Raw genomic sequence first — 14,826 nt, 5'->3', positions numbered from 1 at the left:
CAAGCGCGCCCCGGGTCACTCACCGAATGCCTCGCCGTAGCTGTCCGGCGCCAGGTCCTCGAAGCGGGTGTACTTGCCGATGAAGGCCATGTGCACCGTGCCGATGGGGCCGTTACGCTGCTTGCCGATGATCAGCTCGGCCAGGCCCTGGTTGTCGGGGTTGTCGGGGTTGTAGACCTCGTCGCGGTAGACGAAGGCGATCACGTCGGCATCCTGCTCGATGGCCCCCGATTCGCGCAGGTCAGACATCACCGGGCGCTTGTTGGGGCGCTGCTCCAGCGAGCGGTTGAGCTGGGAGAGCGCGATCACCGGGCAGCCGAACTCCTTGGCCAGGCCCTTGAGCGAGCGCGAGATCTCGGAGATCTCGCCGGTGCGGTTCTCGGAGAAGCCGGGTATCTGCATCAGCTGCAGGTAGTCGATCATCACCAGCGCCAGGTTGCCGTGCTCGCGCACCAGGCGGCGCATCCGCGAGCGCATCTCGTTGGGCGACAGTGCCGCGGTGTCGTCGATGAACAGCTGCTTGTCCTTGAGCAGGTTCACCGCCGAGGTCAGCCGCGGCCAGTCCTCGTCCTCCAGCTGGCCGGTACGCACCCGGGTCTGGTCGATACGCCCCAGCGACGACAGCATGCGCAGCATCAGCGAATCCGCCGGCATCTCCATGGAGAACACCATGACCGGCTTGTCGCTCGAGATCACCGCATGCTCCACCACGTTCATGGCGAAGGTGGTCTTGCCCATGGAGGGGCGCCCCGCGATGATCACCAGGTCCGAGGGCTGCAGCCCCGAGGTCATCTCGTCGAGATCGCGGAAGCCGGTCGAGAGTCCGGTCATCTCGCCCTTCATGTTGAACAGCTCGTCGATGCGGTCGACCGCCTTGGCCAGCAGCTCGCTCATGCCGATGGGACCGCCCGACTTGGGGCGCTCCTCGCTGATCTGGAACACCAGCCGCTCGGCCTCGTCGAGCAGCTCGTCGGCCGGCCGTCCCTGCGGGCTGAACGCCCCGTCGGCGATCTGGTTGGCGGCGCGGATCAGCTTGCGCAGCGTGGCACGTTCGCGAACGATGTCGGCGTAGGCGCGGATGTTGCTCGCCGAGGGCGTATTGCGCGCCAGCTCGGCCAGGTAGGCGAGCCCGCCGACGGTGTCGAGCTGGTCGCGCCCCTCCAGCGCCTCGGAGAGCGTGACCACGTCGAGCGGCCTGGCCGCCTCGGCAAGACCGATCATGGAATTGAAGATCAGGCGATGCTCGTAGCGATAGAAGTCGTCCGCCACCAGCCGGTCGGCCACGTTGTCCCAGGCCTGATTGTCGAGCATCAGGCCACCCAGCACCGACTGCTCGGCTTCGAGCGAGTGCGGTGGCACCTTGAGCGCGGCGGTTTCCTGATCGAGCTCGAGCGTGTCGTTCATGGCGCGGCAACCTTCATCGGGACGGGCCGTGCCATTCTACCCGATGGCCGGGGACGGCCCCACCTTTCGAAACGACAAAAACCGCGACCGGCAGCGGTCGCGGAAGGAGTCGAAACAGCACGCGAGCACGGCCCGGCTCAGCGGGCCGCGATGGGACCTAGAACCAGACCTCGGTCTGCACGCCGAAGCTCCACTGGCCGCCGGTGAAGCCCTCGCTGCCGAAGGCGTCATCTCCGTTGTAGTCGTTGAGCTCCTCGTCCCAATCGCTCCAGGAAGCGAACAGGCGAATCTCCGGGCGTTGCCAGAAGCCGCCCACCTGGGGCTTGAAGGTCGGCGCGATGGTGAACTTGGTGTAGTCGCCCTCGGCGGCGCCGTTGCCGTTGTGGCCGCGGGAGTCGAGGTCCATCCACTGGTAGCTGGCCTCGTACTGCATTTCGAAATTCTCGGTCAGCTCGTTGGCCAGGCGCACGTTGAGGGTCGCCCAGTCGTACTGGTCGCCCTCCACGTAGCGGTCCTCGCTGGTCTCGGCGAGAATCGCCGGCGCCACGCGCCACTTCGGCGCCACGTAGGTGGTGCCGTAGATGCCGAGGCGAGTGGCATTGGCGTCGTCGGTGAGATCGCCGTCGCTGCCGAGCCCCTTGACCTGGGCGCCGAGGCCCTGGCCGTGCAGCAGCGCCACCTTGTAGTTACCCTCGCCCAGGCCGAAGAAGCTGTCGCCGTGGTAGGCCACCATGGTGTGGAAACCGCTGTCGGCGGCGGTCTGCCCCTCGCCGATGTCGCGCTCGTCGTTGTCGGCGGCCGACAGGCCGTTGACCATCCACTGCCAGTTGCCGAAGTAGTTGTTGGAGGTGAGGATCAGGCTGTCGGTGCTGCCCTCGTCACCCGGATACTCGGGCCGTACCGGGAAGTCGCTGAAGCTGCGCCCGTAGAGAGAGAAGTTGGAGCGCCAGTTGTCGGCCAGCTGCATGTCGTAGATACCGGCGCCGGTACCGGAGAGGAAGATGAAGTCGCTGTCGAGCCAGTGGATGTCGAAGTTGTCGCGGTCGAAGCGCTTGCCGGCCCAGATCGAGGCGTCCTCGAAGGCCCCGGTGAAGCTCGGCAGGTCGCTGAATTCGGCGTAGACCTGGCGCACGTTGAGATTGGATTCGTCGGCGGTCCAGTCGTTGCTGGTGCTCACCCCGTCGGCCAGCATGGTGGTGTACTTGGCCTTGGCGCCATTGTCGAAGCGCATGCGGTAGTTGAGGATCGTCTCGGCGTAGGTGTCGGGCTCGTTGCCCAGCCGGCCCACGGCGCCGCCCAGCCCCCCGACCGGCGTCACGTAGGGCCCGCCCTCGATGCTCTTGCGATCCTCGCCCAGCAGCAGCCCCGAGCGTGCATAGACATTGAACGAGAAGCCCTCCTCGCCGCTGGCCTGGCGCTCGACCTTGGCCAGGCGCTCCTCCACCTCGTCCTCGGAAAGACGTCCCTCGGCCTGGGCCTCGGCCAGTTCGGCGCGCTGCTCCGCGTCGCTCGCTCGCTGTTCGGCAGCGGCGATGCGATTCTCGAGCTCCAGCAGACGCTGCTCCAGGTCGGCGGTATCGGCGACGGCGTGCCCCATCATGCCGAAACTGGCCACGGCCACGGCAGCGACGAGCGGGGTTCGTAGCAAGGCGGTCTTCATCGCAGTGGTTCCTTTTATGTTTGTAGGTTGTTTGTTTGCACAAGAAAGACGGGGCGAAACACGGCACTGTATCGTTTCAGATCAGCATCGCGATGATGCCTTTCGGCCCTGCTGCCCTGGCCTGAAGCGCAGCGCACCCAGGTCAGGCAAAACTTAATCGTTTAAGAGTCGCGACGCAAAGACAAACCGTAATATTACTACCAATGTCTAAGGCCGTTCCCTGGCCCAGACACAAGCAAGGGGCGCGGGAGTAACCCCCCGCGCCCCCTGGCGTCGCGCAAGCGTCAGCCGCGTGGCTTACTCGGCGACCACGACCACGCGAACGGTGGCGTCGACGTCGGCGTGCAGGTGCAGGTCGATGTCGTACTCGCCGGTCTGGCGGATCGGGCCTTCGGGCATGCGAACTTCGCTCTTGGCGACCTCGATGCCGGCCTGCCCCAGCGCCTCGGCCAGGTCGCGCGGGCCGATGGAGCCGAACAGCTTGCCTTCGTCACCGGCCTTGGCCACCAGCGACAGCTCGATCTCGGCGAGCTGGGCGGCGCGGGATTCGGCGATCGCCTTGCGCTCGGCGGCCTGGGCCTCGAGCTCGGCGCGCTGCGCCTCGAAGGCTTCCACGTTGTCCTTGGTGGCCGGCACGGCCAGGCCGTAGGGCACCAGGTAGTTACGTCCATAGCCGGGCTTGACGGACACCTTGTCACCCAGGCCGCCCAGCTTGCCAATGTTGTCGAGCAGAATGACTTCCATCTCGTTAACCTCTTGTCAGTCGCTGCGAGGGGCCAGACGGCCGCGGAAATCCACGAACACGTCGACGAAGGCCACCAGCAGCACTATCAGAATCATGGGCCAGGTGGTGATCAGCAATACGTAGAAGGCGATCAGCCACAGCCCGTTCATACCCTTCATCCCGATGAAGCCGTGCACCAGCGCAATGCCGGCCACCAGCAGCGGTATCCAGACCAGCATGGAGAGCGACGGCAGGTCCAGCACCATGCCCACCACGCCGAGCAGCACCAGCAGACCGAGTTCGCGCGGCGCCAGGCGCAGCGCATGGAACTCCTGGCGAAAGCCGCCGGGGTTGTACAGCCCCGCCTGCCAGGCCCGTGCCAGCGCCAGGCAGCCGATGGCGGCAATCAGCACGACCAGGCCGGTGATGCCCCCGATCAGCAGGGTCGCCAGCTCCTCGGTGTCGACGCCCTGCCGCGCCAGTTCGCTCAGCATGCCGTCGATATCGGCCGACCCCTGGCGCAGCTGCTCCAGCAGCGCCTCGGTACCGCCCGGCGGCACGAAGATGCCCAACTGGACCATCGCCGCCGTGGCCAGGGTGCCGACGATCAGCGCCTCGCTCCAGCGCATGCGGGAGCGCAGCACCACCGCCATCAGCGTGACCAGCAGCACGCTGGCCAGCGGAATGGCGTCGCCCTGGGTCCACCACCAGCCGGTGGGGATGGCGGCCGCCACCAGCACCGGCAGTGCCGGCGACAGGCCGCGCCGCAGCGTGACCAGGGCAACGATGGCGCCGCCCAGCCAGAACAGCCAGGGCACGATCGCTGCCAGTGCCGCCCCGCCTGCGGCGTACGGCGTGCCGCGCATCAGCCATCGGGCAATCGGCAACATCGAGTCGCGGCTTACTGGTGGCTGTCGGTATAGGGCAGCAGGGCCAGGTAGCGCGCACGCTTGATGGCGGTAGCCAGCTGACGCTGGTAACGGGCCTTGGTACCGGTGATGCGGCTGGGGACGATCTTGCCGGTCTCGGTGATGTAGGCCTTGAGCGTGTCCAGATCCTTGTAGTCGATCTGCTTCACGCCTTCAGCGGTGAAACGGCAGAACTTGCGACGGCGGAAAAAGCGTGCCATGAAAAGACTCCTCGGTACGTGCGATCAGTTGGCTTCGGCAGTTTCTTCGGTGCGCGGCCGCTCTTCGCGACGCGCCCGCTTGTCGTCTGCCGGCTTCATCATCGGCGAAGCTTCGGTGATGGCTTCCTTGCAGCGCACCACCAGGCTGCGAATGATGGCGTCGTTGAAGCGGAAGATGTTCTCGATCTCGTCGAGGGTCTCGCCGCTGCACTCGACGTTCATCAGCACGTAGTGAGCCTTGTGGATCTTGTTGATCGGGTAGGCCAGGTGACGACGGCCCCAGTCCTCCAGGCGATGCACGGTGCCACCGCTCTCGGTGACGATGCTGGAGTAACGCTCGACCATGGACGGCACTTGTTCGCTCTGGTCCGGGTGGACCATGAACACGATCTCGTAATGACGCATGGGGTCTCCTTTCGGGTTGGCAGCTTCCGCGTGAAACCTGTTCCTTCGGAACCGGCACTCAAGGGAAGCAAGGAGGTGATAGTCGAAATAGCAACGCCCGCTCACGCAGGAACGGGCGCCTGCATTCTAGTGATCCGCGGCGCCACTTGCAAGATCGCCGGGGCACGTGACCCCCTCCCGGCGCTGGCGCACCGCCTCGAACAGGCAGATGCCGGTGGCCACCGAGACATTGAGGCTCGTGACGCTGCCGGCCATCGGCAGCTTGACCAGGCCGTCGCAGGCCTCGCGGGTCAGGCGGCGCATGCCCTTGCCCTCGGCGCCCATCACCAGCGCCGTGGCGCCGCCGAAGTCGGCATCGAAGAGCAGCGTCTCGGCCTCGCCGGCGGTGCCGGTGATCCACACGCCGCACGCCTTGAGCCGGGCCAGGGCCCGAGCCAGGTTGGTCACCTGGTAGACCGGAACGCTCTCGGCGGCGCCGCAGGCCACCTTGCGCACCGTGGCGTTGAGCGGGGCGGACTTGTCCTTGGGCACGATCACGCCGTGCACGCCGGCGGCATCGGCGCTGCGCAGGCAGGCGCCGAAGTTGTGCACGTCGGTCACGCCATCGAGCACCAGCAGCAGCGGCGGAGCCTCGTGAGGCCAGGCCTCGAGCTTGAACCACAGCGCCGCCTCGTTCTCGAAGGCGAGCGGCGCGGCGAAGGCGACAATGCCCTGGTGAGCGGCCCCCTGGGCCAGGCGGTCCAGCTCCTCGCGCGGCTGCGCCTCGACACGCGCGCCGCCCTGTCGCGCGGCGTCGACCAGCTCGGCCAGGCGCTGCTGCGCCTCGCCCTCCTGGACCCACAGCGCCCTGGGCACTTCACCACGGGACAGCAAGGCCCGCACCGCATGCACGCCGAACACCGCATCGAGACCGCCCGGCGCTCCCGGTGGGCTGGAGGCGTGACGGGCCGCTCGCTTCCTTCCGCCATCGCGCTTCGGCCCTTTGCGTGCTTGCACCATCAGCCGCGCGCCCTCGGCTTGCGCGGGCCTCGGCGGCGCTTGGCGCCCCTGCCCTTGCCACCCTTGTCCTCGGCCGGGCCCTTGCCGGCATCGGGCTTGGGTGTGAAGGTCGCCTCGCCCGCCCCGCGCCGCTTGCGCGGCTCGCGCCTGGGCCGTGGCTTGTCGTCCTCCAGGGCAAAGTCGATCTTGCGATCGTTCAGGTCCACGCGCGCCACCTGCACCGTGACGCCGTCGCCCAGGCGGTAGCTCATGCCGGTACGCTCGCCCTTGAGACGATGCTTCTCGGGCTCGTAGTGGTAGTAGTCGGAGGGCAACGAGGTGACGTGCACCAGGCCTTCGACGTAGACCTCATCGAGGCGCACGAAGATACCGAACTGGGTCACCGAGGCGATGGTGCCCTCATAGACTTCGCCGAGCTTGTCGGACATGAACTCGCACTTGAGCCAGTCCTCGACATCGCGGGTAGCGTCGTCGGCGCGGCGCTCGGTCATCGAGCAGTGCTCGCCGAGCTCGAGCATCTGCTCGAAGGTGTAGGGGCACCACTTGCTCGGCGGATCGACCTTGGCCCCTTCGGCACGCAGCACGGTGTTGGTCTGGCGTGGCCCGCGAATCACGGAACGGATGGCGCGATGCACCAGCAGGTCGGGGTAGCGGCGAATCGGCGAGGTGAAGTGGGCGTAGGCCGGATAAGCCAGGCCGAAGTGCCCCTCGTTCTGCGGCGAATAGACCGCCTGGCTCATCGAGCGCAACATCACGGTCTGGATCACGTCGGCATCCGGGCGACCCCGAATCGCCTCGGCCAATGCCTGGTAGTCCTGCGGCGTGGGTTCGTCGCCACCGCCCACCGAGAGTCCCAGCTCGTTGAGGAACAGGCGCAACTTGTCGAGCCGCTCCGGCGAGGGCCGCTCGTGGATGCGATACAGCGCTGGCAGGTCGTGCTTGTCGAGGAAGCGGGCGGTGGCGACGTTGGCCGCCAGCATGCACTCCTCGATAATCTTGTGCGCATCGTTGCGCTTGCGCGGCACGATCTTCTCGATCTTGCGCTCCTCGTTGAAGACGATCGCCGTCTCGGTGGTCTCGAAGTCGATGGCGCCGCGCTCCTCGCGGGCCTGGCGCAGCACCCGGTAGAGCTCGTGCAACCCCTTGAGCGGCTTCACCAGGTCGCGGTACTCCTCGCGCAAGGCATCCGCCTCGGCATTGTCTTCGTCGAGGATCGCCGCCACCTTGTTGTAGGTCAGTCGCGCATGCGACTGGAACACCGCTTCGTAGAAGTGGTAACGGCTGATTGCCCCGCTCTTGGAGATATTCATCTCGCAGACCAGGGCCAGCCGGTCGACGTGAGGGTTGAGCGAGCACAGGCCATTGGAGAGCAGCTCGGGCAGCATCGGCACCACCTGCCCGGGGAAGTAGACCGAGTTGCCGCGGCGGATCGCCTCCTCGTCGAGGGGCGTGCCCGGGCGCACGTAGTGCGAGACGTCGGCGATGGCGACGAGCAGCTTCCAGCTGCCGGACTTTGTCTTCCAGGCGCATACGGCGTCGTCGAAGTCCTTGGCCGTCTCGTCGTCGATGGTGACCAGCGGGATATGGCGCAGATCGATACGGTGCTGCTTGTCCTGCTCAGCCACCTCGGCCGACATCTCGGCGATCTGGTCATGCACCTCGGGGGGGAACTCGGCCGGGATCTCGTAGCTGCGGATGGCGATGTCGATCTCCATGCCCGGATCCATGCGCTCACCGAGCACCTCGACCACCTCGCCCACCGGCTGCACCCGGGTATCGGGCTGCTGCACGATCCTGGCCGAGACCACCTGGCCGTCGCGGGCCCCGCCGCAGGCGCTATGCGGGATGATGACCTCCTGGGTGATGCGCGGGTTCTCGGGGATCAGCACGCCGAACTCGGAGGTGTTCTCGCGGAAGACACCGACGATGGTCTGGGTGTTGCGCGCCAGCACCTCGGCGATGGTGGCCTCGTCGCGGCCGCGGCGGTCGCGCCCGCTGATGCGCACCAGCACGTAGTCGCCATGGAAGACCCGGCGCATCTGCCGCGGCGGCAGCACCAGGTCGGGCTTCTTGCCGTCGTCGCGCAGGATGAAGCCGAAGCCGTCGCGATGGCCCAGCACCTTGCCCTTGATCAGATCGAGCTTGTCGATCAGGGCATAGGCCCCGGCACGGTTGCGCAGCACCTGGCCGTCGCGCTCCATGGCCGCCAGGCGGCGGCGCACCGCCTCCTGGAGCTCCTCGTCCTCGAGGCCCAGCATGCGGCTCATCTTCTCGTGGGTGATCGGCTTGCCGTACTCTTCCAGGCGCGCCAGCAGATACTCGCGGCTGGGCGCCGGCTTGTCGTACTTGTGGGCCTCGCGGCTGGCATGGGGGTCGTCGCTGAGCGTCCAATGGGTCATGCGTGGGGCATCCTTGGCAACGGGAGCAGCGTTCCGGGGAGGGCGCGGGAGAGAGGCCGCGTGCGTAGGGTGTTACTAATGGAGTCGTTTGTCATGCCCGCAGTATAGCGCCGGTGCCTGTCCGGCCCAACCATGTCGGCACGATCCCGAGGCAGGATTTCCCCGCGAGCCGCCGCCCGGCTGCTCCCGGCGCCTTCCATGGCCGCTCCACGACCAGGCGAAATTTCCTCCGCCGCTCTTGCATTGGGCCATGAATTGGGTAAGATACGCGTCGCCTGCCCAGATGGCGGAATTGGTAGACGCGCTAGCTTCAGGTGCTAGTGTCCTTACGGACGTGGAGGTTCAAGTCCTCTTCTGGGCACCATCGTTTCCTGCGGATCGATGGTCGGGCCAGGCGCCCCGCTCTTTGCCAGCTCGAATCGCTCGTGTTCGCCCAGGTGGCGGAATTGGTAGACGCGCTAGCTTCAGGTGCTAGTGTCCTTACGGACGTGGAGGTTCAAGTCCTCTCCTGGGCACCATCCCCGGGATCGCGAACACGACGGCAGAGACGACCACAGCATGATGCGCCCAGGTGGCGGAATTGGTAGACGCGCTAGCTTCAGGTGCTAGTGTCCTTACGGACGTGGAGGTTCAAGTCCTCTCCTGGGCACCACTGCTCTTACGAGCACACCGCGTCATGCAGGCTGGCACATCGCCAGAGCGAATTGATGAATGAAAAGAACCGCGACCAATCGCGGTTTTTTTGTGCCCGAATCAAGCCTGGCCATTACCGTCGCGAGCGAAGAAGGGCAGCTTCTCGCCGGAGCGCAGCAGGACAGTTGGCTTGATCAGTAACGGGCGGGCAGGCGCGCCACCTCTTCCAAGGCCCACCCCTCGGCCACCACCTCCCCTTCCAGCGTTTCGGCGACCCGCTCGGGCAGGCGCGGGAAGAAGTCCAGCCCGGTGCGCGCCTCGACCTCGTCGATGCTCACCAGGAAGTCGTCCAGCGGCTCGTCGCCGCGCACCTCCTGGGGCATGATGAAGGCCAGCGCCCTGGGCGTCTCGGCCGGCACCACGACGATCTTGTAGAACGCCTCCGGCACCTCGACCAGCCCCACTCGGCGAGTCACGTTGGCGAGGAAGTCCTCGGCAAAGATCGGGCCGGTGATCACCTGCACCACGCCGAAGCGCGCTACGAAGTGGTCGATCACCACCTCCTCCAGGCGCTGCCAGAGCCGGCGGTTGAGATCGGGACGCTGAGGCGAGACGTTGCTCATCAGGAACGACTGCCGCTGGGCCTCGCGTCCATGCACCGTGGCGATGGCGTAGTTGGGCGCCAGGTGGCCGCGATCGTAACCGCTGCGGGCATAGCTACCGGCCGCAACCGGCCACAGGGTGCGCCAATCCCGGCGAAACTCGGGCCGGGGGCCGACGCGCGGGTCCTCCACCTCGTGCAGCAGGTAGCTGACCCACAGCGGGTTGACGCGAACGTCGGACCAGCCGACCAGAAAGCCGTCGTTGCGCAGCACGCGGTGTACGCTGAGGGGGGTCGGGCGCTCCCAGGTCGGCACCCCCATCCAGCTCAGCTGGTCGCGGTAGCCTTGCTCCTGGGTGTACCACAGGCCGCTGCCGACCACCACGAAGACGAGCGTGATGCCGAACTGCCGCACGCGGGAGCGCCAGCGCGGCGGCGAGGCACGGCGCCTCGGCCTGGTGCGGGCTGTGGCCATTCAATCGGTTCCCGGCAGAAGCGCGCCGGCCGCTCGAGGCGACCGGCGGCAGGATGAAGCGAACAGGCGGAGCGGAGCTTACCAGCCCAGCGAGAACATGGTCTCGAGGTCGTGGCGGGAATGCACCTGCATGGCATTGAGGGTCTCGGTGTCGCGGATGCCCTCGACCGCGTTGAGCCGCTCGGTGACCAGCTCGGCCAGGCTCTCGAAGTCGCGCGTGCGGGCGATGGCCACCAGGTCGTAGCGACCGCAGGTGGAATAGACCTCGCTGATCCCCTCGACGTCGGCGAGCCGCTCGGCTACCGCCTTGACCTGGCCCTTGTCGGTATTGATCAGGATCACGGCATTCTGCATCGGGCACCCTCCCCGTTGGACAATCGGGCGGCTTGGCATGGCCGCGCTGGCGCGAGTATAGCAGGCCAGCCACGGTGGCTGAACAAGGCGCCCGGCTGGCGCTACAGGCAGGGCGGCAGAAACACGATCGGGTAGCCGACGAACAGCGTACCGCCCGCCGAGAACAGGAAGACCCCGGCCGACAGGTAGGCAAAATAGCACTCGCGCCGCAACGTCGCCTTGCGCCCTGCCGCCACGCTGGCCCAGCTCAGCCACAGCAGCAGCGCGGTGGTCGCGAGCGTGGCCAACCCGACACCGACATTGATGCCGGTCAGCATGTCGCGCTCGGACTCGGGGGGCGCCACCGAGCAGGCCACCGAAAGACCGGCGTAGATCGCCACGAACCAGAGCCCCCAGATGACCAGGCCGCTGACCACGTGAATGGGATGGGTCAGGCGCAACAGGCGTTTCATGAGGTCCCTCCCAGCAGGGTCGGCAGCAGCCAGACGGATACCAGCAGGGTCCAGTAGACGACCAGGTTGTAGTACCACAGGCGCAGCACCACCACCGGCTCCATGGGGGCCTCGGCCCCCACGTAACCATATCCCACCCGCAGCCCCTGCAGCAGGCACAGCAGCCCGCCCAGCAGCGCATGGATCAGCACATAGACCAGCGCCACCAGCAGCGTGGCGTCGTGGGCGGTTTCGGTCGGGGCCAGCGGTGCCTGCCAGATCGCCAGGCCGAGCAGGGCCGACTGCAGCCCGCCGAGCCCGGCGACCAGGTAGAGCCCGCCAGCCAGGCCCGTATCGTTGCGCCGATCCAGACGGCGCACCAGCCCGGCCAGCCAGGCGGTGCCCAGCGTGAGGGCGATGCCGGCCGCCGCCAGCAGCGGCAGGGAGAGCGGCGACGTTTCCGGCATCCGCCACTCGGGCGCCACGGTCCACAGGTAGAACCAGCCGAACAGTAGCGAGAGATAGAGCGAGCCGTTGGCCAGGTGCGAGACCGACATGGCCCACACCCCGGGACCGTTCAGGGTGCGCGAGTGCAGCGGCGGCTGGCCGGGCGCCACCGTGGGGTCGGGCGCGGCCCTGGGGTGAGCGCCGTTCTCCCACGACCAGCGCAGCAGCAAGACGGCGGCCACCAGCGTGGCCACGCCCGCCAGCGGATAGAGCCTGGCCAGCAGGCAGAGGCAGACCACCGCCAGGGCCAGGGCGGCGAAGAAGGGCCACCAGGAGTTGGTGGGCAGGTGCACCACTTCACGCGGCTTGCCGGTCAGGGCGTCGCTGCCCCAGGTCTCGCGCCGGCCGTGATCGATGGTGTTGAGGCCGTGGCGCCCCTCGTCGATGGTGCGCGGCAACGCCGGGTCGTCCCACAGCGGGTGGCGTGTCTCGAGCCGCGGCAGGCTGACGAAGTTGTAAGGCGTCGGCGGCTTGGGCATGGCCCACTCCAGGCCATCGGCGTTCCAGGGATTCTGCGGCGCCTTCCTGCCGAAGCGAAAATGCAGCGCCACGTCGAGGATCAGCAGCGCCACGCCGGCGGACATCATGAAACCGCCGACCGACGAGATCAGGTTGTAGAGGTCCCAGCCCATGGCCGAGTCGTAGGTGAACACCCGCCGCCGCATGCCCAGCAGCCCGGTCCAGTGCATCACCAGGAAGGTGGTGTTGAAGCCGAGGAAGATCAGCCAGAAGCTCCACCTGCCCAGCCGCTCGGAGGGCATCCGCCCGGAAATCAGCGGCAGCCAGTAGTAGAGCCCGGCGATCAGCGGAAACAGCATGCCGCCCACCAGCACGTAGTGCATGTGGGCAACCACGAAGTGCGTGTCGTGGACCTGCCAGTTGAACGGCACCAGGGCCAGCATCACCCCGGTCAGCCCGCCCAGCACGAAGATCACCAGGAAGCCGGCGACCCATAGCATCGGCAACGCCATCACCGGTCGCCCCAGCCACAGCGTGGAGAGCCAGACGAAGATCTGGATGCCGGTGGGAATCGCCACCAGCATGCTCGACGCCGAGAAGAACGCCAGCGCCAGCTGCGGGATTCCCAGGGTGAACATGTGGTGCACCCACAGGCCGAAGCTGACGAAGCCCATGATGACGATGGCCGCCACCACCCAGCCGTAGCCGACGATGGGGCGGCGGGCGAAGACCGGGATCAGGGTCGAGACGATGCCCGCCCCCGGCAGGAAGATGATGTAGACCTCCGGATGGCCGAACAGCCAGAACAGGTGGGCCCACAGCACCGGGTCGCCGCCACCGGCCACCTCGAAGAACGGCATGCCGGTGGCGCGTTCCAGCTCGAGCAGGATGCTGCCGAGGATCAGCGGCGGGAAGCCGACCACGATCATCAGCGCCATGGCCAGGATGTACCAGGCGAACAGCGGCATCTTGTGCAGCGCCATGCCCTCGGTGCGCGTGCGCAGGATCGACACCACCAGCTCCACCCCGGCGGAGAGCGCCGAGATCTCGACGAAGGTGATCCCGAGCAGCCAGAAGTCCGAGCCGCGCCCGGGCGAATAATCGCCACTGCTGAGCGGGGTGTACATGAACCAGCCGCTGGACGGGGCCATCTCGAACAGCAGGCTCGAGACCAGGATGATGCCACCGAACAGGTAGCAGAAGTAGCCGAAGGCGGAGAGCCGCGGGCAGACCAGGTCGCGGGCACCGATCATCTTGGGGATCATGTAGATCGCCACCCCTTCGAGAATGGGGATGGCGAACAGGAACATCATCACCGTGCCGTGCATGGTGAAGACCTGGTTGTAGATCTCGTTCGACATGAAGTCGTTGTCGGGGAAGGCGAGCTGGGTACGGATCAGCATCGCCAGCAGCCCGCCGATCAGGAAGAAGACCGCCCCGGTGACCATGAAGCGCAGGCCGACGCTGGTGTGGTTGACCACGGTCAGGGCGCCGAGGCCGCGTGGGTTGGCCCAGACCTCGGCCATGCCGCGATGGAGGTGGCGAATATCGGGAGTCAGCGTAGCGTCCTTGTCATCGCTCATGGTTGCAGCGTCTCCAGCCAGGCACCGATCGCCTGCAGCGTCTCGGTATCGATATGGTCATGGGGCGGCATCCGGTTGCCGGGCTTGAGCGTCTGGTGATGCTCGAGCCAGTAGGCGATGGCGCCCTCTTCCATGGGCAGCACGCCGGCGCCCAGCGTGGGTCGGGAGCCGATGTCGCTGAGATCGGGGCCGCGCACGCCGTGCTCCAGGTCATCGACCACCAGTTCCTCGGGAAATCCCCCCACCGTGTGGCAGGACGCGCAGTGCTCGCCGAAGGCTTCGAGGGCCCCGTCGTCGCCGTCGCCCGGGCCGGTCGAGGCACGCCGCTCCTCGAGCCAGGCGTCGTAGTCGTCGCGCTCGAGTGCCTCGACATGGAGCAGCATGTGGGTGTGCTGCGCCCCGCAGTACTCGCCGCACTGCGCGCCGAATACCCCGGGGGAGTCGGCCGTGAGGCGAATGGTGCTATGACGCCCGGGCACCATGTCCCGCTTGCCGCCGAGGCGCGGAATCCAGAAGGCGTGGATGACGTCGGCACTGGTGATGCGGAAGTCGACGGGCTCGCCGGCCGGCATCACCAGCCGATTGGCGGTGACCACGTCGCGCTCCCCCTCCTCGCCGGGATAGCGTACCTCCCACCACCACTGGTGGCCAACCACCTCGATGCGCTCGGCATCGTCGTCCGGTAGCGGCAGCATGCCGCGGCCGCTCGGCGCGGCGAACACCAGCAGCACGAGGATGCTCGCCACCGGCAGCGCGATGCCGCCACCCAGCACCCAGCGCAGCATGATGCGGCGCTCCTCGTGCGGCGTGCGCGGCGGCGGCTGGCGGCGGCGAAAGGTGTAGAACCACAGCGCAAACACGCCGAGCGCAACGACCACGGCCACCGCCAGCATGGCCCACCAGATCCAGAACTGGGAGCGCGCGGCCTCGCCCGCGACGTCGAGGGTCGACATCTCGCCACTGCAGCCGGCCAGCAGGCCTGGCAGCCACAGGCTCCACCGAGGGGGCCGGCCCGGGCGGTTGACCCGATGCCGGCCAGGGCGTTGAATGCCAGGGAGAGCCC

General features: G+C 67.2%; 13 protein-coding genes and 3 tRNA genes. 3 read left to right on the top strand and 13 right to left on the bottom strand.

Features of this window, described 5'->3' with window-relative positions; genetic code table 11:
- Positions 1-15: 15 nt before the first annotated feature.
- From dnaB to rnr, 8 genes are all read right to left on the bottom strand, one after another.
- A complete protein-coding gene (gene dnaB / locus DIS04_RS08075; RefSeq protein ID WP_111413246.1) occupies positions 16-1,404 on the bottom strand; it encodes a replicative DNA helicase in 1,389 nt (462 codons plus the stop codon).
- Between the two features lie 157 nt (positions 1,405-1,561).
- Entirely contained in the window at positions 1,562-3,064 is a 1,503-nt protein-coding gene (locus DIS04_RS08070; protein ID WP_111413245.1) for a carbohydrate porin, read from the bottom strand.
- Positions 3,065-3,361: 297 nt separating this feature from the next.
- Entirely contained in the window at positions 3,362-3,808 is a 447-nt protein-coding gene (gene rplI, locus DIS04_RS08065; RefSeq protein WP_111413244.1) for a 50S ribosomal protein L9, read from the bottom strand.
- A gap of 15 nt (positions 3,809-3,823) precedes the next feature.
- The gene (locus DIS04_RS08060) at positions 3,824-4,678 is read right to left on the bottom strand and encodes a hypothetical protein (RefSeq protein WP_111413243.1); all 855 of its coding nucleotides are present in this window, start codon (positions 4,676-4,678) and stop codon (positions 3,824-3,826) included.
- Between the two features lie 11 nt (positions 4,679-4,689).
- Positions 4,690-4,917 carry a 30S ribosomal protein S18 gene (rpsR, locus tag DIS04_RS08055; protein ID WP_010629658.1) on the bottom strand — a complete coding sequence of 76 codons (228 nt, stop codon included), beginning with the start codon at positions 4,915-4,917 and terminating at the stop codon, positions 4,690-4,692.
- A gap of 24 nt (positions 4,918-4,941) precedes the next feature.
- A complete protein-coding gene (gene rpsF, locus DIS04_RS08050; RefSeq protein ID WP_111413242.1) occupies positions 4,942-5,322 on the bottom strand; it encodes a 30S ribosomal protein S6 in 381 nt (126 codons plus the stop codon).
- Between the two features lie 126 nt (positions 5,323-5,448).
- A complete protein-coding gene (rlmB, locus tag DIS04_RS08045) occupies positions 5,449-6,321 on the bottom strand; it encodes a 23S rRNA (guanosine(2251)-2'-O)-methyltransferase RlmB (protein WP_111413241.1) in 873 nt (290 codons plus the stop codon).
- Complete coding sequence (gene rnr / locus DIS04_RS08040) at positions 6,321-8,720, bottom strand: ribonuclease R (RefSeq protein WP_111413240.1); 2,400 nt, start codon at positions 8,718-8,720, stop codon at positions 6,321-6,323. Before rnr ends, rlmB begins: the two co-directional genes overlap by 1 nt.
- A 277-nt stretch (positions 8,721-8,997) precedes the next feature.
- Between rnr and DIS04_RS08035 the strand changes: the two genes are divergently transcribed.
- The 3 genes from DIS04_RS08035 to DIS04_RS08025 all read left to right on the top strand — a co-directional run bounded on the left by DIS04_RS08035 (position 8,998) and on the right by DIS04_RS08025 (position 9,372).
- A tRNA-Leu gene (locus tag DIS04_RS08035) sits at positions 8,998-9,084 on the top strand.
- 67 nt (positions 9,085-9,151) lie between these two features.
- Positions 9,152-9,238: transfer RNA gene (locus DIS04_RS08030), tRNA-Leu, on the top strand.
- A 47-nt stretch (positions 9,239-9,285) separates the two neighbouring features.
- Positions 9,286-9,372 (top strand) — tRNA-Leu (locus DIS04_RS08025).
- 175 nt (positions 9,373-9,547) lie between these two features.
- Here DIS04_RS08025 and DIS04_RS08020 read toward each other — a convergent pair.
- The 5 genes from DIS04_RS08020 to coxB form a co-directional block, all read right to left on the bottom strand.
- Positions 9,548-10,429: a DNA/RNA non-specific endonuclease gene (locus DIS04_RS08020; protein ID WP_111413239.1), complete on the bottom strand. Its 882-nt coding sequence runs from the start codon at positions 10,427-10,429 to the stop codon at positions 9,548-9,550.
- 78 nt (positions 10,430-10,507) lie between these two features.
- Positions 10,508-10,783, bottom strand: coding sequence for an Lrp/AsnC family transcriptional regulator (locus DIS04_RS08015; protein ID WP_043510462.1), 276 nt, complete (start codon positions 10,781-10,783; stop codon positions 10,508-10,510).
- A gap of 101 nt (positions 10,784-10,884) precedes the next feature.
- Positions 10,885-11,235 (bottom strand): hypothetical protein, encoded by a 351-nt coding sequence (locus DIS04_RS08010; RefSeq protein WP_111413238.1) that lies wholly within the window; start codon positions 11,233-11,235, stop codon positions 10,885-10,887.
- Entirely contained in the window at positions 11,232-13,763 is a 2,532-nt protein-coding gene (gene ctaD, locus DIS04_RS08005; RefSeq protein ID WP_111413237.1) for a cytochrome c oxidase subunit I, read from the bottom strand. Before ctaD ends, DIS04_RS08010 begins: the two co-directional genes overlap by 4 nt.
- Complete coding sequence (coxB, locus tag DIS04_RS20640) at positions 13,760-14,716, bottom strand: cytochrome c oxidase subunit II (protein ID WP_218938138.1); 957 nt, start codon at positions 14,714-14,716, stop codon at positions 13,760-13,762. Before coxB ends, ctaD begins: the two co-directional genes overlap by 4 nt.
- Positions 14,717-14,826: the final 110 nt, after the last annotated feature.

It is taken from the genome of Billgrantia lactosivorans, assembly GCF_003254665.1.
GTDB classification, from domain to species: domain Bacteria; phylum Pseudomonadota; class Gammaproteobacteria; order Pseudomonadales; family Halomonadaceae; genus Halomonas; species Halomonas lactosivorans.
This window is presented reverse-complemented; position numbering and strand designations above follow the sequence as displayed.